This window comes from Zhongshania guokunii, from assembly GCF_040892635.1.
Taxonomy (GTDB): Bacteria; Pseudomonadota; Gammaproteobacteria; order Pseudomonadales; family Spongiibacteraceae; genus Spongiibacter; species Spongiibacter guokunii.
This window is the reverse complement of record NZ_JBFRYA010000002.1, coordinates 102765-127007: the sequence shown is the minus strand read 5'-3', so window position 1 is coordinate 127007 and position 24243 is coordinate 102765. Positions and strand designations below refer to the sequence as shown.

Here is a 24243-nt window from a genome sequence, read left to right as displayed (position 1 = left end):
GGTTTAGCCGATAGAAGTGTAGGAGAAGTGTGAGTAGTCATCGTTATCAAATCGATCTCAGTGGTCATCTAGCTGACTGCGAGATGAATTTTCGGCGTTTGCAGCAATTGTTGCCAGTTGATGCGGAGGCGGGCGATTGCTTGCGATTTGGGGTGGCGACCAATACCGTAGAACTGTTGGTTAAGGAGCGCGCGCCCTATACCACCATGCTTGAGCTGCGTTTGCATAAACCCCTTGTTGCAGATTTGCCTTCACCCTTATTGCATGTGCGGGTCTATCATGATGCTAAATTGGCAGAGGTCATGGGGTCGCGAGGGTTGCGCCCCCATAAACCGCGCTATCACTACCCTAATGACAATATGTTTCAACGTGACGAAAAAGCGCAGCAGAACACCTATCTTGGCGAGTGGCTGAGCCTATGTTTGGAGTTGGGGCACTCGCTGGACAATCCGCTTAATATTCTTGAAATATGATGCTGGTCTCGAAATTTACTGGTGCTTGCTAAAGGCATCCCGTATAAATCAAGCGTGAGAGAGATAATGGGGTAACGGTGAAATTGCCTGTTCAGTCAAATAAGGCGCCGCTGTGCGTGGTGCAAATTAGCGATTGCCATTTGGGGGCAGAGCCCGGCGATCGGCTGCTTGGTATGGATACCGATGATAGCCTTGAGGCCGTTTTAAACGCGGTGGTTGAGGAATATCCCAATATCGATTTGTTGGTCGCTTCCGGTGATTTGGCAGCGCACGGCGATGCCAGCGCGTATCGGCGCTTGGCCGTGCGCTTGCAGGACATGGCGAAACAAATGGTGTGGCTGCCCGGTAATCATGACGACAGTGCTCTGATGCGCAGTATTGTTGGTGATCACCATATGCCGAGTCGGCTGGTGCTAGGCGATTGGCAGCTGGTGTTTTTAAACTCTGCGGTGCCAGGACAGGTTGGCGGAGAGCTGGCGCAGGATCAGCTGGCAGTGCTCGCTGAGGCTGCGGTGCAGGCGCAGCCGACTTTGGTTTTCTTACATCACCACTTACGCGCACTGGGTTGCGCGTGGCTAGATGAACAGCGGGTGGCCAATGCCGACGCACTGTTTGCCGAACTGGTCGATAAAGATCAATTTAAAGCCATCGTCTGTGGTCATGTGCATCAACAGTCAGAGCAGTTGTATCAGAATATTGGTCTGCTGAGCACACCCTCGACGTGTATTCAATTTGCGCCAAACAGTGCCAGTTTTGCCTTAGATGACTGTAATCCCGGTTATCGCGGGTTTTACTTGGGCGAAAAATCCCAGTTTCAAACGAGAGTGTCCCGGGTAAAGGGTGTAACATTCATGGTTGATAATTTGGCAAGTGGTTACGAATGACAGCGGCGTTAATTTATATCCATGGTTTTATCTCTTCACCGCAATCCCATAAAGCCCAACAGCTGGCTCGCTATGTTGCCGAGCACCACCCTGAAATTAGCTATTTTGTTCCCAGCTTAGCCAATACCCCAGGCGAAGCCGCGCAGCAGCTTGACGAGTTAGTGCAGCACTGTTTGCAACATCACGCGGGGTCGGTGGGTTTGATTGGCAGTTCTTTAGGTGGCTTTCTGGCCACGGTGCTGGCCGAGCGCTACAGTTTGCCTGCGGTCTTGATTAACCCTGCGGTAGAGCCCCATAATTTTGCCGGCCATTTTCTGGGCGCGCATCACAACCCTTATACGGGGGTGGATTTCAGTCTTGATCAGGCGGATATCGACCATTTGCGCAACATGGTGAGTGCGCCGGCGAAAGGGCGCTACTGGGTTTTGGTGCAAGAGGGCGATGAAGTGTTAGATTACCGTCTCGCCAAAGAATTTTATCGGGGCTGCGATATTAGCGTCGAAACCGGCGGTGACCACAGTTTTCAGCAATTTGAACGTCACTTGCCGGCCGTTGTGGATTTTTACGCTTGGGGTAGTGGTTTGTAGCGCGCAAACCGGCGAGTTTGTGTGGCGACATAATATCGAAAAGATGAGTCCGTTTGGGGCGTATCTCCTTAAATAATAGACAATGCGGCGCAGCCGCTAATATGGTTTCAGATGTCACAATATAATGCACAATCCATAGAAGTCCTCACTGGCCTAGAGCCGGTACGCAAGCGGCCGGGGATGTATACCGATACCACTCGCCCTAATCATCTTGCGCAAGAAGTGATCGATAACAGTGTTGATGAGGCGCTGGCCGGCCACGCTAAAGAGATTACCGTTACCCTCTATAACGATGGTTCCCTGAGTTGCGCCGATGACGGTCGCGGTATGCCGGTGGATATTCACAAAGAGCAGGGCCTGCCTGGGGTGGAGGTAATTATGTGTACCCTCCACGCTGGGGGTAAGTTTTCCAATGATAATTATCAATTCTCTGGTGGTTTGCACGGCGTTGGCGTATCGGTAGTTAACGCGCTGTCTAGCTCACTTGAGATTGTTATTAAACGCGATGGTGAAGTGCATCAAATGTTCTTTGCTGACGGCGACAAGGCTACTGAGCTGGCGGTGATTGATAGCTGCGGCAAGCGCAATACCGGCACCTTTATTCGCTTTACCCCGAATCCTAAGTATTTTGATACCGCCAAATTTTCGGTTCGCCGCCTTAAACATGTGCTGCGTGCCAAGGCCGTTTTGTGCCCAGGCCTCAAGGTTAATTTCGTCGATGAGACCGGCGCCGAGAGCGAAGAGTGGTATTACGAAGATGGCCTGCGCGACTATTTGTCTAGCCATACTCGGCAATACGACACCCTGCCTGCCGAGCCGTTTATAGGCCATTTTAGCGGCCGCTCAGAGGCGGTGGACTGGGCCGTGCAGTGGTTGCCCGAGGGCGGCGAGCCACTGGCCGAATCCTATGTAAACTTGATTCCCACCGCGCAGGGCGGTACCCACGTAAATGGTCTACGCAGTGGTTTGCTGGATGCCATGCGCGAATTTTGTGAGTTTCGCAGCTTAATTCCCCGCGGCGTAAAGCTTGCGCCCGATGATATCTGGGAGAAGTGCAGCTATGTTTTATCGTCAAAGTTGGCCGATCCCCAGTTTTCTGGGCAAACCAAAGAGCGCCTGAGTTCGCGTGAAGCCGCTGCCTTTGTTTCTGGTGTGGCTAAAGATGCCTTTAGCTTGTGGCTGAACCAGCACACTGAAGATGCCGAAAAACTCGCCGAACTGTGTATTAATAATGCTCAGACCCGGATGCGCAAAGCCAAAAAAGTAGTGCGCAAGAAAGTCTCTGCTGGCCCAGCCTTGCCTGGTAAATTGGCCGACTGCTCCGGTGGCGATATCGAACGCTCGGAATTGTTTTTGGTAGAGGGTGACTCGGCGGGTGGTTCTGCCAAGCAGGCGCGTGATCGGCAGTTTCAGGCGATATTGCCACTGCGCGGTAAAATTTTGAATACCTGGGAGGTTGAATCTCAGCAGATCTTGGCCTCGCAGGAAGTACACGATATCTCCGTGGCAATGGGTATAGATCCCGATTCTGACGACCTCAGCGGCCTGCGCTATAACAAAATTTGTGTATTGGCCGATGCGGACTCCGACGGACTTCACATCGCGACGTTACTGTGCGCATTGTTTTTGCGGCATTTCCGGCCCCTAGTTCAGCAGGGCCATGTTTATATTGCCATGCCGCCGCTATACCGTATCGATCTGGGTAAAGACGTGTATTACGCGCTCGATGATGCCGAAAAGAAGGGCATTATGGATCGTCTGGAAGCTGAGAATAAGCGTGGTAAAGTTTCAGTTACGCGCTTTAAAGGTTTGGGTGAAATGAACCCCCTGCAGTTGCGGGAGACAGTTATGGATCCAAATACTCGTCGTTTGGTTCGCCTGTCGATAGAAGACGGCGATGAAACCGATGGTTTGATGGATATGTTACTGTCGAAAAAGCGGGCGCCAGATCGTAAGAGTTGGCTCGAAGCCAGCGGTGATGAGGCCGAGGTTTTGTTGTAAGAATACTTTTACCACTTTTGAGTAGACATATATTCGGCGGGTATGAGTTTCAGTTCATATAAGGATAATTAAGAATGTTCAGCCATATTATGGTCGGCGCCAACGACATTAATGCGTCGAAGGTATTTTACGACGCTATTTTAGGTGCGATGGGTTACGAGGCAGGCGTTTTTGATGACCGAGGCCGTTGTTTTTATTTTACTGATAGCGGTGTTTTTGCTATTACGCCGCCGATCGATGGCAATCCGGCCACTCATGGTAACGGTAGCACCATAGGCTTTGCTGCAAAGAATCCCGCGCAGGCTGACGCCTGGCATGCAGCTGGTGTGGCTAATGGCGGCGTGAGTTGTGAAGACGCACCGGGCATCCGTGAAGGCGGATTAGGAAAGCTGTATCTAGCCTATTTACGTGATCCGTCGGGTAATAAGGTGTGCGCTTTGCACCGTATTAGCTAGTGCTTAGCTCTTGGCTTATGGCGGGATTTATTTGGTGGCGCGGCAGTATTGGAGTAATTGCGGTCATGCCGCTATAATGCCGCCAGTAAAATTTGCGGGCTGATCAGCCCTGTATGTCGAGAGGGCGTAAAACAGTGAAGAGTGCAATGTTGAAAAAATTAGCGGCTGTTGTTGGTTTGTTGCTGGTATGTGTGTCGGCGTGGGCATTGACCGATAAGCAGTACGGCGAAGTAGAGTCCCGTATTCAGGCCGCGGGTAAAGTTTGCCTGCAGGGCGATAGCAGCTGTGGTTCTGCCTCTGCCGCAAGTGGCGGTGCACCTAAATCTGGTGAAGATGTGTATAAAGCCAGCTGCCAAGGCTGTCACGCAGTGGGTGCTGGCGGCGCGCCAAAATTTGGTGATGCAGCAGATTGGAAAGCCCGTACTGCCAAGGGCATGGACAAGGTTTATAGCAATGCCATTAACGGTTTCAGCAATATTGGTATGATGCCGGCTAAAGGCTTGTGCATGAGCTGCTCTGACGATGAAGTAATGGCTGCGGTCGACTACATCGTTGATCACAGCAAATAAGCATCTGTTCTTGCTAAAAAGCCGCGCACCGCGCGGCTTTTTTTTGCCTTATTTTTAGTGCTGGATCAATGAGTAGATCGAGTTTTAGGGCGATAAAACGCACTATTTAGCAGAAATTGGCGTCCAATAGCACAATTTCAGGCGCTTAGTGATGTAGTATTTACAGCATGCTTGGTTTAACAAGGTGGGTGCCCAGAAAGTGAAAAAATTGATGATATTGGCGGTGATCTTGTCACTCACCGCCTGTGGGGGCTCGTCCTCATCAAACCCACGGCCAGTAGACAATGGTGGTCTTCAGTCAGTGGCTGAGCCTGCGCCAGAACAAAAACCCAGTATTGCCGCCAGTTACGGCACTCCGTCGGCCGATCAAATTCGCCCCGGTGCGCTCATTAGCGCCGACGGCAGTGGCTGCACCGGCAATTTCTTGTATTCACCTAATGCCCAAACCGTGTATATCGGCGTGGCGGCCCACTGCTTCAGTTCCGACACCAACTCTGGGGTTGACCCCTGTGAATCGAATAACCTGCCGATTGGTTTTAATCAGATCACCATAGAAAATGCCTCGCAGCCAGGTGAATTGGTATATACCAGCTGGCGTGCGATGCAGGAGATGGGCGAAACCGCGGGCTCGAATGTTTGTACATACAATGACTTCGCCTTGGTAAAAATTCACGCCGACGACATCGCCAAGATACATCCGGCGGCGATTGCGTTTGGCGGGCCTACGGCGATGTTTACCGGTTTGGCCACGGTCGGCGAAGAGGTGTATGCCTATGGTCAGTCGCCTTTCCATTTCGGCCGACGCAGCCGTGAAGCTAAGCAGGGCAAGATAAATGCGGTGCTGGGTGGTGGCTGGGCTTACGACATTGTTACTGACACGGCGAGTGTCTCTGGCGACAGTGGCGGCCCCGTATTCAGCGCAGCCGGCAAGGCGTTGGCAGTAACCAGCGTGGTGTCTTTAAATGTGAGTCCGACCTTGGTTAGCAATGGCGTGGCCAATCTTGATCGCGCGCTACGCTACGCCATCGATGGCGGTTTTATTAATGCCAATACCAAACTGATTAGCTGGCCTGATTTTTATCCAGCGGGTGATTTATAAATGCGGGTTTACTGTTGGTCGCTAACGCGCTGACTAAAAAATAAATTTTAATTTTTAGTTTGTCGTCAATTTTCATCTCGCCAAGTAAGGGATCGACAATGAGGGGCAAGGTATCGCTCTGAATACGATCGCTCAGGGGTAGATAAACACCCTTATTATGGGCCCGAATAGTGATGACTAAATGTGGTTCATCATGAGTGATATCAATACAGGCATGGCTGATATCAGCTAATTGACTGCACAGTTTGGCTAGTTCTCGCAAGCATGCTGATAGAGCGCTATAGGCTGGATATTCGAGGTTTATTGGTATTGTGGGCAACTGGGTGGTCCAGCTTAGAATTACACCCCCTCGCTGCAGGCGCTGTTCAAGCTCACGATGTAAATCCGTCAGTAATTCATGCAGTGTTATGCTGCTTCCGTACAAACCGCTACTAATCGTGTGCGTTTGGGCAAGTACATCTCTGATTATCTGCTTTATGGTTTCGGGCTCATTGTGGCGTAAGGTAGGGAGCAGTGCTTCGCCAATATTCTTGCGTAGATCGTTGGCGAGCTGTTTGTTTTGTACTTGTTGTTGTCGATGAAATTGTTGATTGGCGGTGATTAAGTCTTTGGCTGTGTTAGCAAGCGTGTTTATTTTCTGAGCGTCACTTGGGTGGAATAAGCGTCTGCCGCGCTGGGCATATTCACAGCGAAGGCTACCAGGGCCCTGAAGTAATGGAACATAGAGGAATTTACCGCCGTGACTGACGGTAGCGGTGGAACAATTGGTGGCGCGAGCTTGAACACGGCACGTATCGAAAAACTTCCTGATAAAAGCTTGCCAAGCTTGGTCAATACTTTCATTGCGGGTTTGGTAATTGATTGCAATGAAATGGATAACGTCGATATTACTTAGTGGCTGGGCGCTGAGTTTGTGGCTGGCATGATAAATGGCGAAGATTAGGCTAAGTAATAAGATAAGTAATATTGATGGTGAGTATACGGGCCATTGCCCCCACTTTAGATAGTAGCTTATTGAGTTTAGGCAGAGGCCAATGGTCGTCACCAGAATAAAAAACAGGTAAGGATGACGGCTGCAGCTATTTAATTTATAGCGGCTAATACCGAGTGCCAATCCAAATAAAATCCACATCAGCGCAATGGTGTAATCGATACTTAGCAGGCCGTGGAGTTTGTTTGGGAAGGCGCTTAGTTCATTGAACGTAAACAGCAGGGCTGGACTTATAAACGTAAAGAAGCAAAATAGTGCGGCTTTGTGAAGTGGATCTTTGGTGGTGATATGTAGCTGCCAAAATGCCAGCGCAATGGCAATAAAAATACCGATGGGAATGGCGAATTGGCGGTTCATTGGCGTATTTAATATGCCAGCTTCGGAAGCGACAAACCATGCTAGTGCTAGCAAAAATAGCGCGATATTGACACTGTAGTGGGTGATGCGCTTTGGGAACTGGAGCAATAAACTGATAAGGCTGGCACTGAATACTAAGTCGGCTAAAAACTTTAAATCACATAATATCACCAGCACGGGTGCCGACATGGCTAGTTCGCGACTGCTGTATATACTTGAAGCAAGTGATGAGCTGAATAGCGCACCGCAACAGAGGAAAAAATAGCGCCCGCTAGCCGAGTTTGGCTTAAAAATTAAAAGACTCGCACCTAAGCTCCACACGAATAATCCTGCGGCAAGCGTTTGCCAAAAATGCAGTGGAATCTCATTTACCCACCGGGATTTTTGAGTGCTGGCTGAGATGGTGTAGCCATTATCGGCAATGAATTGCACTTCGTTAGTTTGTAAAGCTAAATAGAGTTGTTGTTGGCGATGAAGAAACTGCCAATAGTGATCGTAGTTTGTGAACGCGCGATTGGGGTAGCGGGCGAAATCGTTAGCTTGTAGCACTAACTTGCCCTCGCTGCTATTAATAGCCACAATCTTAGCGCCAAGAGTGTTGATGTCCGTGGATATGGCTGTGCTGTGATCACCCGACCAGACCAGTTTGGCGCCGCTGATAGGAATATGGCAAACAGCTAAAATACTAAAAAATATAGCTAAAATTGGGATAATAAAAAGCCATACCAATTGTTGGCGGGAACACGTTTTCTGCAACTCACTCACTCCTTTGAGTTTCGTTATGTCTTTGTGCACCTATCATCCTGAGGGGCTCGGCACAAATATGCGTGGTTCTCTTGTTTAAAGTACCATAAAAAATAGTTTGTCACTTAGGAGATTGGCGTGGAGAATTCAAAACAAGGATGTTTGAATTTACGTGTATTAATAATTGAGGGGAATTTAGAGCTGCGCTGCTGGTTTTTAAAGAAGTAGCCTTGGTTTATGGTGTTGCCGAAGTGCGAGTTGATGAAGCGGAAACTATGCTTCTACATTGATCGCCTGATTTACTTGTTATCTATATATGTACACTTGCGCTAGATTCGGTGTTGCCATTAATTAGTCGAATTAAGTGCTTTCAGACACAGCTACGCTGTATTGTGACAACACTTTATGATGATTCCGATGAGTTATTGGCTTCGCTGCGCGCCGGTGCGGATGGATACGTCGCTATTGACGATGCCGTATTTGTACCGCAACTCCAAGAAGTGATTTCAGGTAGTCCCCGGCTGACGACTAAATTAGCGCGGCGTCTAATTGCCGAATTTGGCCTTCGTTTAGTGAGGAGTCTCGCTTCGGCAAACGCGAAATGAGTGTATTGCAGTCGGTGGCCAGTGGTCTCAGCGTAAAACGCTGAGCCCGCGATCTTCATTTACGTTATGAGACTGTTGCAACGACGGTTAGAGGCCTATATACCAAAATGAATTGCCGACAGAGACGGGAAGCAACTGCGTAGTTAACTTGCTTGACTACTAACCCAACATATCCCTGAGACTGGCCAAGGTCTCACCACCGCGCTTTTGGTTTTGCACTGGGTCGGCGTCGCCGCGGCCCTCCCACTCCAAATCTTCTTGGGGAAGTTCGGCAAGAAAGCGGCTGGGTTCGCAGCTGGTGAATTCTCCAAAACTTTTACGCTTGGCGCAGTAGCTCATGGTTAGGGTGCGCTGGGCGCGGGTAATACCCACATAGCAGAGTCGGCGCTCTTCCTCGACCATGCCGTCGTCAATGCTGTTTTGGTGGGGCAGAATGCCCTCTTCTAAGCCGATCATAAACACATGGGGAAACTCCAAACCTTTGGCGGCGTGTAAGGTCATGAGCTGAACTTGATCGTCGCTCTCTTTTTCGTCTTCTTGACGCTCCATTAAATCGCGCAATACCAGACGTGTTATTGCGCCCTCAATGGCATTGTCGCTTTCGTCATCTTTAAGGGATTTTTCCAAAGAGCTAATGAGAATGTGAACATTGGCCATGCGGCGCTCGGCAATCGCTACCGAGGAGCTGTTTTGGATAAGCCAGTCTAAGTAATCTATGTCGCTACACAGCTGGCGAATGCTATCGATGGGGTCTTCTTCGTAGCATTTGCGGCGCAAATTACCCAGCCAGCTGGTGAACTCCCGCAGGCGCAGCAAGGCGGCCTCGGGCAGGCGCTGGGCGAGGCCAAACTCGTCGCAGGCATCGTACATGCTAATTTCGCGCTCGGTGGCATAGCGCCCGAGGTTCTCTAAAGTTGAGGTGCCAATCTTGCGGCGGGGCACGTTTACTATGCGTAAAAAGGCGTTGTCGTCGCCGGGATTAATGATCAGGCGCAAATAGGCCATGATGTCTTTAATCTCGTTGCGGCTGAAAAACGAGGTGCCGCCGCTGAGTTTGTAGGGAATCTGGTGAACCTGAAGTTTAAGTTCCAATAAACGCGACTGGTGGTTGCCCCGATACAACACCGCGTAATTGCCAAAACGTCCCTGGGTGCGGAGTTTGTGGTCGAGAATCTCGGTGACCACCCGCTCACACTCGGCGTCGTCATTGCGGCAGCGAATAACTCGAATCGGATCGCCATAACCCAGTTCAGACCACAGTGCCTTATTCATTTCGTGGGGGTTGTTGGCAATAACCGTATTGGCCGCTTTGAGGATGCGCGCGGTGGAGCGGTAGTTCTGCTCGAGCTTGACCAGTTTTAGGTGGGGGTAGTCTTTGCCTAGCAAGGCGAGGTTTTCGGGTTTGGCGCCGCGCCATGCGTAGATCGATTGGTCGTCATCGCCCACCACGGTTAGGCCGCCGCGGCCACCGACGAGCTGCTTAACCAAATGGTATTGGGAGCCATTGGTGTCTTGGTATTCGTCCACCAGCATATAGCGTATTTTCTGCTGCCACTTTTCTAAAATGGCAGGGTGCTGCTCAAACAAGAGCGCGGGCAGCATGATCAAGTCGTCAAAATCCAGCGCGTTATAAGCTTTTAAAGCGCTTTGGTAGCGCAAATAGGCTTGGGAACAAAGTATGTCGGCTGGCCCCTCGGCACTGGCAATCGCCTGCTCGGGGGTAATGAATTCGTTTTTCCACTGGGATATACGCTGCTGAATGCGGTCGGCGTTGTCACTTTCGGCGCTGTGATCCTGCATTAATAAGTCGCGAATCAGGGTTTGCGCGTCTTGGCCGTCAAAAATGGAGAAACCAGATTTGTACTGCAGCGCCTTGTACTCGGCGCGCAGAATGTTCATGCCTAAATTGTGGAAGGTCGACACCGTGAGGCCACGGGCCTCTTTGCCTTTTACCAGCTGGGATACGCGCTCCTTCATTTCGCGGGCGGCCTTGTTGGTAAAGGTCACCGCCGCAATATGACGGGCAGGCATGCCGCATTTCTCGATCAAATAAGCCATCTTGCGCGTGATAACGCTGGTTTTGCCGCTGCCAGCGCCTGCTAGCACCAGTATCGGGCCGTCGATATAACGAACCGCTTCGCGTTGTCTGTCGTTGAGTTTACTCACGCTGATGATCTTTCCCGAGATTGTGCTAGAAGGGCCGGGCATTGTAACAGTGCGTATGGTCAACAAGAACTCTCAGGGCGAATGCGGCTAATTAATACCGTTAAAGTTCGCCTCGGTAAATCATGGCCTCCTGTAAATGGGCAAGGCTAATAGCCTCAGCGCCAGCGAGGTCAGCAATACTGCGTGCGATCTTTTGCAAGCGGTGGTGGGCGCGGGCGCTCAGCCCGAGTTTTTGCTCAGCTTTGAGCATGAATTGCTTGCTGGGGGTGTCTAGCGAGCAAAACTGCCGCACCTGCGCGGCGCTGAGTTGGGCGTTGATATTGCCGCTGCGCAGCAATTGGCGGTCGCGGGCCGCGCAAACTCGCTCGCGCACGGTGGCGCTGCTTTCCGCTAGGCCATCTTCCTGTAAAACCCCTGGCGGCAGGCGGGGCACGGTAATGCGTAAATCGATGCGGTCGAGTAGCGGCCCAGATAGCTTGCCCCGATAGCGCTGGATTTGGTCGGGGGTGCAGCGGCAGTCCTTGCCGCTGTCGCCATCAAAACCGCAAGGGCATGGGTTCATCGCCGCTATTAATTGAAATCGAGCCGGGAAGGTTAATTGTTGGGTAGCGCGTGAAATGGTTACCTCACCAGATTCTATCGGTTCGCGTAGTACTTCGAGTACTTTGCGGGGGTATTCGGGCAGTTCATCTAAAAATAATACGCCGTGATGGGCCAAGGAAATTTCACCGGGCCGCGGATAGCTGCCACCGCCAACCAGCGCCACCCCCGACGCGGTGTGGTGGGGCGCGCGAAAAGGCCGGTTCAGCCGCAGCGGTAGCCCAGCGACTGATTGCACGGTGGCAATTTCTAAACGCTCAGTTTCGTTAAGGGGTGGCAAAATACCCGGTAAGCGATTGGCGAGTAGGGTTTTTCCGGTGCCGGGCGGGCCGCTGAGTAAGAGCGAGTGACCGCCCGCCGCGGCGATTTCCAGTGCCCGTTTGGCGCCTGCTTGGCCGCGCACCTCGCTGAGGTCGGGATAGTGTTCGGCTAATTCTGCCGAATCGTCGGCGCTAGCATAGGGCAGCGCCTGCTGGCCGTGGAGGTGGGCAACTACCGCGAGCAAGGAGTGGGCCTCGCGAATATCGCTGGTATCGAGAATACTGGCAAGGCCCGCGTTGGCGGCGGGCAGTATCAGGCTGTGCCCCGCCTCGCCAGCTTGCACCGCAGCGGGCAGCGCGGCATCTACCGCGCGCAATTCACCGCTCAGCCCAAGTTCGCCAATCAGTTCGCAATTGGCGAGTGGTGCGGTCGGCAATTGCCCAGAGGCGACCAAGATTCCGATGGCGATAGGTAAATCGAAGCGGCCACCTTCTTTGGGTAAGTCGGCGGGGGCAAGGTTGACGGTGATGCGGCTAACCGGAAATTCAAAGCGCGAGTTAACGAGGGCAGAGCGCACTCGGTCGCGGCTTTCACGTACGCTGGCCTCGGGCAAGCCGACAATATTAAAGGCGGGCAAACCGCCAGATAAGTGGACTTCTACGGTGACCAGTGGCGCGTGCACGCCAAGCTTGGCGCGGCTGTATACGGTAGCGAGGGGCATGTCTTCATCCTTGAAGGCGGCGCTATTCTTTGAAATACGATGTTTAGGTATTGCTGCCGGTTTGGTTTGCTAATTGCTCAGTTAATTCCGCGAGCTGTTTCTCCAGTGTTTCCAACTTGCTGCGCGTGCGATTCAACACAGCGACTTGGGCGTCAAATTCGGCGCGAGACACCACGTTTAAGCGGCTGAATCCGCCTTGTAGTAACACCTGCACTTTCTCTTCGATGTCCTGCTGAATTTCAGGACCATTATTCATCAGCTTGCTGGCCTGTTGCGCCAGCTGGGCAATAAAATCGGGTTTAGCCATGGATCGTTACCTCGTTGATGGGCTAAGTGTATCGTTTATTGGCGATGCATGGGAGATGTATGGCGCCTCGCAAGCTAAATGCTGGACGGGAGACGGGAGACGCAAAGGCAAGTCGGGTTTAGATTTTATCTTAGCGTTTACCGTCTCCCGTCAAGCCTCTCCCACTAGCTCGCCTAATATTGGTGCGCATTTTCCGATAATAAGATCCGATTTGGCGCAGTGCTAATAAAAACGCACAGTGATGGTACAGTTATTGCTCACGGATATTGTTTGCAACGCATTGAGCGGCGTTAACTCAAAGGCGCTCCGCGATCTTATTAATTAGTTTTACAAACAAGGAATTGCCGTTGACGGCCCTAGCCCCCTTAATATCTGCACATACTGGCCACGGTGGTGATCTGGCTCCGCGTAAATCGTGGCCAGCGGCGATTGAGCTTGGTCTGCGTGCCAGTGAAAATCGCACTGATTTGGTGCGAATTTTACACAAGGGGCCATTGCGGGTGCAGCGTCCTTTTTATCCTGAGGGAGATTGCTGTCATGTTTATCTCCTGCACCCGCCTGGCGGCATAGTGGCCGGCGATACCTTGCGGGTGGCAGTAAGTTTGGATGCTGGGGCGCAAGCGCTGTTGACCACGCCCTCGGCGGGCAAGGTGTATCGCAGTGATTTGGCGAAAACGGCGCAGTCTCAAGGCGTGAGCGCTGATGTTGCCGATGGCGCCTGTTTGGAATGGCTGCCCCAGGAAACCATTGTATTTGAAGGCGCTGAAGCCGAATTGAGTAATCACTTCGCTCTGCAGGGCAATGCCCGTTTATGTGCATGGGATATTGTGGTGCTGGGCCGCCGCGCCAGTGGCGAAGGGTTTGCCCAGGGTCGTTGCCTGCAAAAAATCGACATACGTCGCGACGGCAAACCACTATTAGTTGAACGCACCGAATGGCTGGGGGGCAGCGCCATGCTGGATGCGCCTTGGGGTATGGCTGGCGCCTCGGTGAGCGGCAGCTTTTTCGCGACGATGATTTGCGATCAGGCCATGATGGATAAATTGCGCGACGGCCTCACTAAGCTTGCTGAGCAAAATGCTTGGTTGGCGGCGGAGTGGGGCTTATCGCAAAAGCGGGATATTTTTTTAGCGCGCTATTTGGGTGATTCGCCGGAGCAGTGCCGCAAAGGTTTTGCGTGGCTGTGGGCGCAGCTTCGACCGCAATTTAATGGCCGCGAGGCCTGCCCGCCACGGATTTGGAACACTTAAGTAAGCATCGAAATGAGAATTAATTGAAAACAGGATGACACCGCCATGGAATTGAGTCCCAGAGATAAAGATAAATTATTACTGTTTACCGCCGCACTATTGGCCGAACGCCGCATGGCCAAGGGCCTGAAATTAAATTACCCCGAGTCGATTGCGCTGATTTCGGCGGCGGTAATGGAGGGCGCTCGCGAAGGTCGCACGGTAGCCGAGATGATGAGCGCGGGGCGTGAAGTGCTGACCAAAAATGACGTGATGGACGGCATTGCCGAAATGATTCACGAGGTACAGGTGGAGGCGACCTTCCCCGACGGTACCAAGTTGGTCACTGTCCATAATCCCATCGTTTAAATAGGCATAACGGAGCACTTATGATTCCCGGAGAATTAATCGCAGCCAAGGGCGATATTACCCTCAATGCCGGTCGCGAAACCTGCGTGATTGACGTGGCCAATAGTGGTGATCGGCCAATACAGGTTGGTTCCCATTACCATTTTTTTGAGACCAATCCCGCGCTGATTTTTGATCGCGCGGCGAGTCGGGGTTTTCGTTTGAATATTGCGGCGGGCACCGCGGTGCGTTTTGAGCCTGGCCAAAGCCGTCAAGTAGAGTTGGTGGCGCTGGCGGGCAAGCGAGAAGTGTATGGTTTTCGTGGCGATGTAATGGGCGCCCTCGACAAGCAAGGAGCATAAATAAATGGCTACGATAGATCGCCGCGCCTACGCGGATATGTACGGGCCCACAGTGGGCGACCGCCTGCGTTTGGCTGACACCGAGTTATGGATCTCGGTAGAGAAGGACTTCACCACCTACGGCGAAGAAGTGAAATTCGGTGGCGGCAAAGTCATTCGCGACGGCATGGGCCAGAGTCAGTTAGGCGGTGCTCATACCCCAGACACGGTAATTACTAATGCTTTGATATTAGATCACTGGGGCGTGGTTAAAGCCGATGTGGCGATAAAGGCCGGTCGAATTTGCGCCATTGGTAAAGCCGGTAATCCCGATATTCAGCCCAATGTCGATATTATTGTTGGTCCCTGCACCGAGGTGATTGCCGGTGAAGGTCAGATTTTAACCGCCGGTGCCATCGATTCGCACATCCACTTTATTTGCCCTCAGCAAATTGAAGAGGCCTTGATGAGCGGCGTGACCACCATGATCGGTGGTGGCACCGGCCCCGCTACCGGCACCAATGCCACCACCTGTACGCCGGGTGCTTGGCATATGGGCAAAATGCTGCAAGCCGCCGAGAGCTTTCCCATGAATTTGGGCTTTCTCGGCAAGGGCAACGCCAGTTTGCCAGATTCGCTGGAAGAGCAAATTAAAGCCGGTGCCATGGGCTTAAAGCTCCACGAAGATTGGGGCACCACCCCAGCGTCTATCGATTGTTGTTTAAGTGTGGCGGACAAATACGATGTGCAGGTCGCAATTCACACCGACACCCTAAATGAGTCGGGCTTTGTCGAAGACACCCTCGCCGCCTTTAAGGGCCGCACCATTCATACCTATCACACCGAAGGCGCTGGTGGCGGTCACGCGCCGGATATTATCAAAGCCTGCGGCGCGGCCAATGTATTGCCGTCATCGACCAATCCGACGCGGCCCTATACGGTGAACACTGTGGACGAGCATTTGGATATGCTCATGGTCTGTCATCACCTTGATCCCAATATTCCCGAAGACGTGGCCTTTGCGGATTCCCGCATTCGCAAGGAAACCATTGCCGCTGAAGATATTCTGCATGACCTTGGCGCCTTCTCGATGATTGCCTCCGACTCCCAAGCTATGGGCCGAGTCGGCGAAGTGGTGTGTCGCACTTGGCAGACTGCTCACAAAATGAAAGTGCAGCGCGGTCCGCTGGCAGAAGACAGCGCAGATAATGATAATTTCCGCGCCCGTCGTTATATCGCCAAATACACGATTAATCCGGCCATTGCCCACGGTATTAGCCATGAGGTGGGTTCTATCGAGGTAGGTAAGCTTGCCGATTTGGTGTTGTGGAAACCAGCGTTCTTCGGCATTAAACCCGCCATGATTATTAAAGGCGGCGCCATTGCCGCCGCGCCCATGGGCGATCCCAATGCGTCGATTCCCACCCCGCAGCCGGTGCATTACCGGATGATGTTCGGCGCCTATGGTAAAGCCTGTGTGCAGACCTCGGTGAGTTTTGTTAGCCAAGCCGCGATTGATGCTGATATTGGCAGCGCACTGGGTTTAGATCGCCCGCTAGTCGCAGTGAAAAACTGCCGTAATGTGACCAAGGCCGATATGGTGTTGAACAATTATCAGCCGGTGATGGAGGTCGACCCTGATACCTACGAGGTGCGTGCCGACGGCCAGCTATTAATTTGTGAACCCGCTACCGAGCTGCCCTTGGCCCAGCGCTATTGTTTGTTTTGATTTGCTGGTTCTAATTAGTTGAGAAAAATTAATTTTAATTTGGAAGTAAGTGATGCTTGAGTGTTTTGAGGTAGCAAGTGAGGGCCAGGGTTTAGCGCCAGAAATGAGTATTGTGCTGAACTATCAAGATCGGCAGCGCAGTCGTTTTCGCGGTAAAACTCGCTGCGGCCAGGATTTGTCTTGGTATATTGAACGGGGTCAGGTGCTTGCCGATGGCGATATTTTAATCGCCAAAAATGGCGAGCAAATATCGGTGGTGGCGGCTAAAGAAACTCTGTCGCTGGTTCACACTGACGACACCCTATTGTTTGCGCGGGCCGCCTACCACCTAGGCAATCGTCATGTGCCCTTGCAGATTGATGCGGGGGAATTGCGCTATCAGCACGACCATGTGCTGGACGATATGTTGCGCGGCTTAGGCTTAGGCGTTCAAGTTGGCGAAAAGCCCTTCCACCCCGAGAACGGCGCCTACCATAATAGTGGCGCGGGCAGTATTCACAGCCACCACCATCATCATGACTAGTCCATTACTGCATTTAATGCATCTCGTTAGTCCTGCCTTACCGGTGGGGGCTTATGCCTATTCACAGGGTTTGGAGTATGCGGTTGAGCGAGGTTGGGTTAAGAGTCTGACGGGCGCAGAAGATTGGATTGGCGAGGTGTTAAGCCACAGCTTGGGTGGTTTAGATTTACCTGTCTTACAGCGTCTGCATACGGCATGGCAGGCTGGCGCGCTGGACGATGTCGCCTATTGGAATGACTATTTACAGGCGGCGCGTGAATCCAAGGAATTGTTATTAGAAGACGTGCAAATGGGCGAAGCGTTGCTGCGCTTATTGGTTTCACTGGAAGTGCCCAGTGCCTTGGCTTGGCCCAAAGGCGTGGCGGTAAGTTTTGCCACGGTATTCGCCTTGGCGGCCCAGCATTGGCAAGTTAATAGCGATGACGCGCTCAGCGGTTTCGCCTGGAGTTGGTTAGAGAATCAGGTGGCGGCGGCCATTAAATTGGTGCCGCTAGGGCAGACCGATGGTCAGCGCTTATTGTTGGCTTTAATGCCGAAATTGGAGGCCAGTGTGAGTGCAGCGAAAACACGCGACAGCGATGATCTCGGTGTTGGTTTGCCGGGTTTGGCAATGGCCTCGGCTCAGCACGAAACCCAGTATTCACGTTTGTTTCGATCATAGAATTTGTTATTCATTATTTGTGGAGTATTTATATGAAAAAGCCTGCATTGCGGCTTGGTATTGGTGGCCCAGTAGGTTCTGGTAAAACCGCCCTAGTTAAAACCCTGTGTGCCGAGTTGCGCGAGCGCTTCGACATCGCGGTCATCACCAACGATATCTACACCCGTGAAGACGCCGAGTTTTTGCTGCGCCACGAGGTGCTGGATCAAGAGCGGATTCTCGGCGTGGAAACTGGCGGCTGCCCCCACACCGCAATCCGCGAAGACGCCTCGATGAATTTGTCAGCAGTGGCTGAGCTCAGTGGCCGCTTTCCCGATTTAGACTTAATCATGATCGAGAGCGGCGGCGATAATTTAGCGGCAACCTTTAGCCCCGAGTTGTCGGACTTAACCATCTATGTGATCGATGTTTCGGCGGGGGATAAAATCCCCCGCAAAGGCGGGCCGGGTATTACCCGCTCAGATTTATTGATTATTAATAAAACTGATTTGGCTCCCTTGGTGGGTGCCGACCTCAATGTAATGGATCGCGACGCCAAGCGCATGCGTGGCGACAAACCGTTTATTTTTAGCAATTTAAAAGACGGCAGCGGCGTTGCCGCAATTGTTGATTTTATTGTTGAGCAGGGCATGCTCGGGGCGTGAGTTAAGGAGGCTTGGCTTTGATAGCAACGGAATTGGCGCCACTATTAAGTATGTTATTACTCGGCTTTGCGGCGGGGGTGGCGCACGCCTTTGACGCCGACCACCTTGCTGCCGTGAGTGGTATGAGTAGTCGTGACAACGGCCGACACAGCCTGCGTTTTGCGGTGCACTGGGGCTTGGGTCACGGCTTGGCGGTCATTGTGGTGGCAAGCGTAGTGCTGTTGGCTGGCGCGGCGATTCCTGTGCAGTTTAGTGCGTTTGCCGAATCCTTGGTGGCGTGGATGTTAATTGTGATTGGCGGCCTGAGTTTTTATCACTTATGGCGACAACATCATCGCCATGATTCAAAACAGGGCGTTGGTCCCTCGGCAGTGTGGGTTGGCTTGGTTCATGGTAGTGCGGGTTCGGCGCCGCTATTAGCGGTGATTCCAGCTGCGGGCATGGCTAGTCCCGCATTGGGTATGCTGCATGTTTTAGTATTTAATTTTGGTTTGATCACAGCTATGGCTGGCGTTGGGATCGCCTTGCGTGGCGGGCTTTCTAGCTTGGGTCGCTACCATTACGGGGTGCAGCGTTCACTGCAATCCTTGTTTGCGGTGTCGGCCATGGGCTTTGGCGTTTTTTTACTTCTCAATAACTAAAATCCCTTCTTTGCCATTCTTTGGTGCTTGCGCACAGTAATTGTGCGTTGCTTTGCACGCGCAAAAGGCCGGCAGCATCGCTGTCGGCATCAAAACATAACACCGCTTCCCGCAAAGCCCTGCAAATGCCCGCTTTTAGCCGATTGGCACCATTTCTGCTAATACCCGTGGGTAGAATTGCCAGGGTCCGTTAATAGCAATCGCAGTGAGATTGAATTAATTAGCGGTATAAAAATAGAGTTAGGGAGCACAAAATGAAAACAAAATCATCCATCAAGGCCTTCGCTAAACACAGCAGTATTGTGTTGGCGGCAGCGACCTTGTCGCTAAGCGCCTCGATAGCCCAAGCCGCAGACACTATTAAAGTCGGTGTTTTGCATTCTTTATCAGGCACCATGGCGATCAGTGAAACCACACTGAAAGACACCGTACTGATGTTGATTGACGAGCAAAACAAAAAAGGCGGCCTGCTGGGCAAAAAATTAGAGGCGGTGGTAGTTGACCCCGCTTCTAACTGGCCACTGTTTGCCGAAAAAACCAAAGAGCTTTTAGAGAAAGATAAGGTTGATGTTATTTTTGGTTGCTGGACTTCGGTATCGCGTAAATCGGTACTGCCCGTCATTGAAGAATTAAACGGCTTGTTGTTTTACCCCGTTCAGTACGAAGGTGAAGAGTCGTCTAAAAACGTTTTCTATACCGGCGCAGCGCCCAATCAGCAAGCCATACCTGCCGTTGATTACTTGATGAGTGAAGGCGGCGGTTCGGTTAAACGCTGGGTATTAGCGGGAACCGACTACGTTTATCCGCGCACAACCAACAAAATTCTTGAAGCCTACCTGAAAAGCAAAGGTGTGGCTGAAAAAGACATCATGATCAACTACACACCTTTCGGTCACTCCGACTGGCAGACCATTGTGTCTGATATTAAAAAATTCGGTTCACAAGGTAAAAAGACCGCGGTGGTTTCAACTATCAATGGTGACGCCAACGTACCGTTCTACAAAGAACTGGCTAACCAAGGCTTATCTGCTGAAGACATTCCGGTGGTCGCGTTCTCGGTTGGTGAAGAAGAGTTGTCTGGCTTCGATACTGGCCCATTGGTTGGTCACCTTGCCGCGTGGAACTACTTCATGAGTGCCGATGCTGAAGCCAACGATGCCTTCATTGATAAATGGCTGGCGTATATCGGCGACGCCAAGCGCGTTACCAACGACCCAATGGAAGCGACTTATATCGGCTTTAATATGTGGGTGAAAGCAGTCGAAAAAGCCAAGACCACTAAAGTAGATAAAGTACACGATGCCCTGATCGGGATTAGCGTGCCGAATTTGACTGGCGGCGTGGCCACTATGCTACCCAACCACCACCTGACCAAGCCTGTGCTAATTGGTGAGATTCAAGAAAACGGCCAGTTCGATATCGTATGGCAAACCGAAGCGGCCGTTCCTGGTGATGCGTGGACTGACTTCCTGCCAGAGAGCGCTAAGCTTGAAGCAGATTGGCAGAATCCTAAAATCATGTGCGGTAACTACAATACCGAAACCAAGAAGTGCTCAGGTCAAAACTACTAGGCCTTCTTAGCGAGTTCGCTCGCTGAATAAAAGAAGTTCCCCCGGACTTCTTTTTCAAAAAGATGCCTCGTCATGCCATGGTGTGACGGGGCATTAATTGTAAATGGATGTTTCAATGAAACTGAATCACACCTATACGTATTCCGTATTCCGATTTTTATTACTTTGCCTAGTCATTTGTCTGCCTATGCAAAGCACTGCTGCGCCGATTGCGACAGCAAGCCAAAACGAATTAAGAGATAAAGATGCTTCGCTGCTGCTGAATGAACTCATTACTGTAAAAAGTACCAGTGACAAAGTGAACTTGATTAATTTAATCGCGAGCTCTGATTTGTCCCAGCGGGTTGCGGTACTCGAGGCTCTGCAGGCGGGTGATTTGTACTACACCAAAAAAGGGCGTCAGCTGGTGTACGCCCATAGTAACGCCGACGGCTACAGTGCGGTGGCGGTAATTAGTGGTGAAGACCTTGGCGTGGTAGGTAGCCGAGCGGTGCGCAAGATCAGTATTAATAATGAGCTGCGCACAGTGTTGCGCGGCGTGCTGGCTGAAATTGCACTGCGCAGTGACGATACGGCAGTGCGCTTACAGGCGGCTAAAAATTTGGTGCGCAGCCCGTCACCGGAATTTTTGCACGCTATTGAACGTGCACTGGTAATGGAAACTGATGCCAAGGTAATCGAATCTCTGAGACTTGCCGCGGCAATGGTTAATTTAAATTCGGATGAGCAGGTATTGCGTTTAGAGGCCATCGAATCTTTTCGCGGCACCCTCGACAGCGATGCCATGTCGATTCTTGCCGCCATGCAGCTAACCGATAGCGACGGAAACTACACCGAAAAAGACGACTTGGTAAGGGAGTCGGCTGCTGCCGTGTTAAAAGAAATGCGCAGCGAAGCCAAGATTTATAAATTAATTGAGAATACGTTTTTTGGCTTGAGCTTAGGGTCGGTGCTGTTACTTACCGCCGTGGGCTTGGCGATCACCTTTGGGGTTATGGGTGTTATTAATATGGCCCACGGCGAAATGATGATGCTGGGAGCGTACACCACCTACGTTATTCAATTACTGATGCCGAACTATATTGATTACTCGATTATTGTCGCCATTCCCGCCGCCTTTATAGTGTCGGGTTTAGTCGGGATTGTGATAGAGCGCGGCATTATTCGCCATTTGTACGGACGTCCCTTAGAAACCTTGTTGGCTACCTTCGGTGTGAGCCTGATTTTGCAGCAGGCGGTGCGCAGTATTTTCTCACCCCTAAATAAATCGGTTACCGCGCCAAGTTGGCTCAGTGGCTCGCTAGAAATTAATGGCGCCTTGTCGCTGACCTATAACCGCCTTTATATCATCGCTTTCAGTTTAATCGTGCTATTGCTGCTGGTGTTTTTGTTAAAGAAAACCTTTGTGGGTTTGCAGATGCGCGCCGTTACGCAAAACCGCGCCATGGCGAACTCCATGGGCATACGCACGGGCTGGGTGGACGCCTTAACCTTTGGTTTAGGTTCAGGTATTGCAGGTATTGCCGGAGTGGCCTTGAGCCAGCTCACCAATGTCGGTCCCAACCTAGGTCAGTCATATATTATCGACTCCTTTATGGTGGTGGTGTTTGGCGGGGTGGGTAATTTATTCGGTACCTTCTTTGCGGCGATGAGCCTCGGGGTAGCCAATAAATTCTTGGAGCCTTTTGCGGGTGCAGTATTGGCCAAGATCTTTGTGCTGGTGTTCATCATTATGTTTATTCAGTGGCGACCTCGCGGTTTGTTCGCTCTTAAAGGCCGCTCGGTAGAGGATTAATTGACCATGCTGAATACAAAAATATTTGAACGCAGTGCCATTGGCCGTTTATTGCTAGCAGATAAAGCGGGTAGCTATTTGTTAATGGTGTTGTTTGCCGCCATGGTGCTGGTGCCGCTGTGTAATTTGCTAATGCCCGAGGGCAGTTTTTTACATATACCCACCTATATTGTCGTGCTACTGGGCAAGTATCTCTGCTATGCCTTGCTTGCCTTGGCGCTGGATTTAATCTGGGGTTATTGCGGTATTTTAAGTCTCGGCCACGGTGCATTTTTTGCACTCGGTGGCTACGCCATGGGCATGCATTTAATGCGGCAGATCGGTGAGCGCGGGGTATATGGCAATGCCGATTTACCCGACTTTATGGTGTTTTTGAACTGGACGGAGCTGCCCTGGTATTGGTATGGCTTTGATAGCTTCTTCTTCTCTATGTTTATGGTAGCCATGGTACCTGCCGCATTGGCCTTTGTGTTTGGTTGGCTGGCATTTCGTTCGCGAGTAACCGGCGTGTATTTGTCGATCATTACCCAGGCCATGACCTACGCTTTGCTGCTGGCTTTCTTCCGCAATGATATGGGCTTTGGCGGCAATAATGGCCTCACCGATTTTAAAGACATTCTCGGCTTTAATTTGCAGTCAGATATCACCCGCTGTGTATTGTTCGCCTTGTCGGCATTAAGCGTGATGCTGGCCTATATTTTGTGCCGTGCGATTGTGAGCAGTAAATACGGTCGGGTGTTGGTGGCAATACGCGATGCCGAAAGTCGCACACGCTTTATGGGTTATCGGGTTGAGCATTTTAAGCTCTTTGTGTTTGTGGTGTCGGCGATATTGGCTGGCATTGCGGGTGCTTTGTATGTGCCTCAGGTCGGTATTATCAACCCCGGCGAGTTTGGGCCAATCAACTCTATTGAAATTGTTATTTGGGTCGCGATCGGTGGCCGCGGCACGTTGTTTGGCGCGGTCATCGGCGCGGTGGCAGTGAACTATGCCAAAACCTATTTCACCGGTGCCTTCCCCGAAGTGTGGCTGTTTATGTTGGGCGCCCTGTTTGTTATTAGCACCCTGTATTTACCGAAAGGCATTGTGGGTGTGGTTAAACAATTGCAAGATCGTCGCGCCGAGCGTAACGCGCCGACATCGCAAGGAGCAGAGTCATGAGTGCGGTGGTAAAAAGTCCGGGCTTTCACAGCTCAGAATTGCAGAGCATGTTGTATCTCAATGGTGTGACCAAAAGCTTTGATGGCTTTAAAGCGATTAATAATTTGTCTTTAGATATTGCGCCCGGCGAATTGCGCGCAATTATCGGCCCTAACGGCGCGGGCAAAAGCACGATGATGGATATTATTACCGGCAAAACGCGGCCCGATTCTGGACAGGTGCGTTTTAAGGACAGTATCGATCTTACTCAATACGACGAAGCCGACATTGCCAATTTGGGCATTGGTCGTAAATTCCAAAAGCCCACGGTCATTGAAACCCTCACCGTTTGGGAAAATGTAGAGCTGGCGCTGGCTGGCACTCGCAGTGTGATTCGCGCGCTCTGGCATAAGTTAAGTAGTGAGCAGGGTGACCGGATAAATGAAGTGATTAAACTGGTCGGCTTGAAAGCCAAAGCGGCGGATCTCGCGGGCAGTCTTTCACACGGTCAAAAGCAGTGGTTGGAAATTGGTATGTTGATTGTGCAGGGGCCGGAACTCTTACTGGTCGACGAGCCAGCAGCGGGCATGACTGATCAAGAAACCATGGAAACCGCAGCGCTATTAAAAGAAATTAACCGCGAGCACACCATTGTGGTGGTCGAACATGATATGGATTTCATCAAAGCCTTAGACAGCAAGGTCACGGTGCTGCACGAAGGCAGTGTGTTGGCTGAAGGTCGTTTAGAAGTGGTGTCGGCCAATCCGCGGGTGATTGAAGTGTATTTAGGACGTTAAGACT

At 51.5% G+C, this 24243-nt stretch carries 23 protein-coding genes; 19 read left to right on the top strand and 4 right to left on the bottom strand.

Annotated elements, in window-relative coordinates:
* Window positions 1-29 precede the first annotated feature (29 nt).
* The 7 genes from AB4876_RS03215 (at window position 30) to AB4876_RS03185 (ending at window position 6068) form a co-directional block, all read left to right on the top strand.
* Window positions 30-473, top strand: coding sequence for a DUF1249 domain-containing protein (locus AB4876_RS03215; RefSeq protein ID WP_368380203.1), 444 nt, complete (start codon window positions 30-32; stop codon window positions 471-473).
* A 77-nt stretch (window positions 474-550) separates the two neighbouring features.
* On the top strand, window positions 551-1357 hold the full coding sequence (gene cpdA / locus AB4876_RS03210; protein WP_368380202.1) for a 3',5'-cyclic-AMP phosphodiesterase: 807 nt from the start codon (window positions 551-553) through the stop codon (window positions 1355-1357).
* Complete coding sequence (locus AB4876_RS03205) at window positions 1354-1944, top strand: YqiA/YcfP family alpha/beta fold hydrolase (RefSeq protein ID WP_368380201.1); 591 nt, start codon at window positions 1354-1356, stop codon at window positions 1942-1944. The genes cpdA and AB4876_RS03205 overlap by 4 nt, the downstream gene beginning before the upstream one ends.
* A 111-nt stretch (window positions 1945-2055) precedes the next feature.
* A complete protein-coding gene (gene parE, locus AB4876_RS03200; protein ID WP_368380200.1) occupies window positions 2056-3945 on the top strand; it encodes a DNA topoisomerase IV subunit B in 1890 nt (629 codons plus the stop codon).
* Between the two features lie 74 nt (window positions 3946-4019).
* Window positions 4020-4400, top strand: coding sequence for a VOC family protein (locus AB4876_RS03195; RefSeq protein WP_368380199.1), 381 nt, complete (start codon window positions 4020-4022; stop codon window positions 4398-4400).
* A 146-nt stretch (window positions 4401-4546) separates the two neighbouring features.
* Window positions 4547-4969 (top strand): c-type cytochrome, encoded by a 423-nt coding sequence (locus tag AB4876_RS03190; RefSeq protein ID WP_368380198.1) that lies wholly within the window; start codon window positions 4547-4549, stop codon window positions 4967-4969.
* Window positions 4970-5168: 199 nt separating this feature from the next.
* Window positions 5169-6068, top strand: coding sequence for a S1 family peptidase (locus AB4876_RS03185; RefSeq protein ID WP_368380197.1), 900 nt, complete (start codon window positions 5169-5171; stop codon window positions 6066-6068).
* Here the strand turns inward: AB4876_RS03185 and AB4876_RS03180 are convergent.
* From AB4876_RS03180 to AB4876_RS03165, 4 genes are all read right to left on the bottom strand, one after another.
* The gene (locus AB4876_RS03180; protein ID WP_368380196.1) at window positions 6031-7995 is read right to left on the bottom strand and encodes a hypothetical protein; all 1965 of its coding nucleotides are present in this window, start codon (window positions 7993-7995) and stop codon (window positions 6031-6033) included. The genes AB4876_RS03185 and AB4876_RS03180 overlap by 38 nt on opposite strands.
* A gap of 929 nt (window positions 7996-8924) precedes the next feature.
* Window positions 8925-10931: a DNA helicase Rep gene (gene rep / locus AB4876_RS03175; RefSeq protein ID WP_368380195.1), complete on the bottom strand. Its 2007-nt coding sequence runs from the start codon at window positions 10929-10931 to the stop codon at window positions 8925-8927.
* Window positions 10932-11031: 100 nt separating this feature from the next.
* Window positions 11032-12513 carry a YifB family Mg chelatase-like AAA ATPase gene (locus AB4876_RS03170; RefSeq protein WP_368380194.1) on the bottom strand — a complete coding sequence of 494 codons (1482 nt, stop codon included), beginning with the start codon at window positions 12511-12513 and terminating at the stop codon, window positions 11032-11034.
* Window positions 12514-12556: 43 nt separating this feature from the next.
* Window positions 12557-12820, bottom strand: coding sequence for an accessory factor UbiK family protein (locus tag AB4876_RS03165; RefSeq protein ID WP_008253379.1), 264 nt, complete (start codon window positions 12818-12820; stop codon window positions 12557-12559).
* Window positions 12821-13167: 347 nt separating this feature from the next.
* On the opposite strand from AB4876_RS03165, the gene AB4876_RS03160 reads away from it, so the two are divergent.
* From AB4876_RS03160 to urtD, 12 genes are all read left to right on the top strand, one after another.
* Entirely contained in the window at window positions 13168-14070 is a 903-nt protein-coding gene (locus AB4876_RS03160; RefSeq protein WP_368380193.1) for an urease accessory protein UreD, read from the top strand.
* Window positions 14071-14115: 45 nt separating this feature from the next.
* A complete protein-coding gene (gene ureA / locus AB4876_RS03155) occupies window positions 14116-14418 on the top strand; it encodes an urease subunit gamma (protein WP_008253381.1) in 303 nt (100 codons plus the stop codon).
* A gap of 20 nt (window positions 14419-14438) precedes the next feature.
* Window positions 14439-14759: an urease subunit beta gene (locus AB4876_RS03150; protein ID WP_368380192.1), complete on the top strand. Its 321-nt coding sequence runs from the start codon at window positions 14439-14441 to the stop codon at window positions 14757-14759.
* A gap of 4 nt (window positions 14760-14763) precedes the next feature.
* Window positions 14764-16467 carry an urease subunit alpha gene (gene ureC, locus AB4876_RS03145; protein ID WP_301028595.1) on the top strand — a complete coding sequence of 568 codons (1704 nt, stop codon included), beginning with the start codon at window positions 14764-14766 and terminating at the stop codon, window positions 16465-16467.
* 52 nt (window positions 16468-16519) lie between these two features.
* A complete protein-coding gene (gene ureE, locus AB4876_RS03140; protein WP_368380191.1) occupies window positions 16520-16990 on the top strand; it encodes an urease accessory protein UreE in 471 nt (156 codons plus the stop codon).
* Entirely contained in the window at window positions 16983-17651 is a 669-nt protein-coding gene (locus AB4876_RS03135; protein WP_368380190.1) for an urease accessory protein UreF, read from the top strand. The genes ureE and AB4876_RS03135 overlap by 8 nt, the downstream gene beginning before the upstream one ends.
* A gap of 32 nt (window positions 17652-17683) precedes the next feature.
* On the top strand, window positions 17684-18295 hold the full coding sequence (gene ureG, locus AB4876_RS03130) for an urease accessory protein UreG (RefSeq protein ID WP_008253386.1): 612 nt from the start codon (window positions 17684-17686) through the stop codon (window positions 18293-18295).
* Window positions 18296-18312: 17 nt separating this feature from the next.
* Window positions 18313-18936 (top strand): urease accessory protein UreH, encoded by a 624-nt coding sequence (locus tag AB4876_RS03125; protein ID WP_368380189.1) that lies wholly within the window; start codon window positions 18313-18315, stop codon window positions 18934-18936.
* Window positions 18937-19190: 254 nt separating this feature from the next.
* Complete coding sequence (urtA, locus tag AB4876_RS03120) at window positions 19191-20507, top strand: urea ABC transporter substrate-binding protein (protein ID WP_368380188.1); 1317 nt, start codon at window positions 19191-19193, stop codon at window positions 20505-20507.
* 115 nt (window positions 20508-20622) lie between these two features.
* Window positions 20623-22302 (top strand): urea ABC transporter permease subunit UrtB, encoded by a 1680-nt coding sequence (urtB, locus tag AB4876_RS03115; RefSeq protein WP_368380187.1) that lies wholly within the window; start codon window positions 20623-20625, stop codon window positions 22300-22302.
* Window positions 22303-22308: 6 nt separating this feature from the next.
* Window positions 22309-23463: an urea ABC transporter permease subunit UrtC gene (gene urtC, locus AB4876_RS03110; RefSeq protein WP_438273397.1), complete on the top strand. Its 1155-nt coding sequence runs from the start codon at window positions 22309-22311 to the stop codon at window positions 23461-23463.
* Window positions 23460-24239, top strand: a complete 780-nt coding sequence (gene urtD / locus AB4876_RS03105) for an urea ABC transporter ATP-binding protein UrtD (protein WP_368380186.1) — start codon at window positions 23460-23462, stop codon at window positions 24237-24239. The genes urtC and urtD overlap by 4 nt, the downstream gene beginning before the upstream one ends.
* The last annotated feature ends 4 nt before the right edge of the window (window positions 24240-24243 follow it).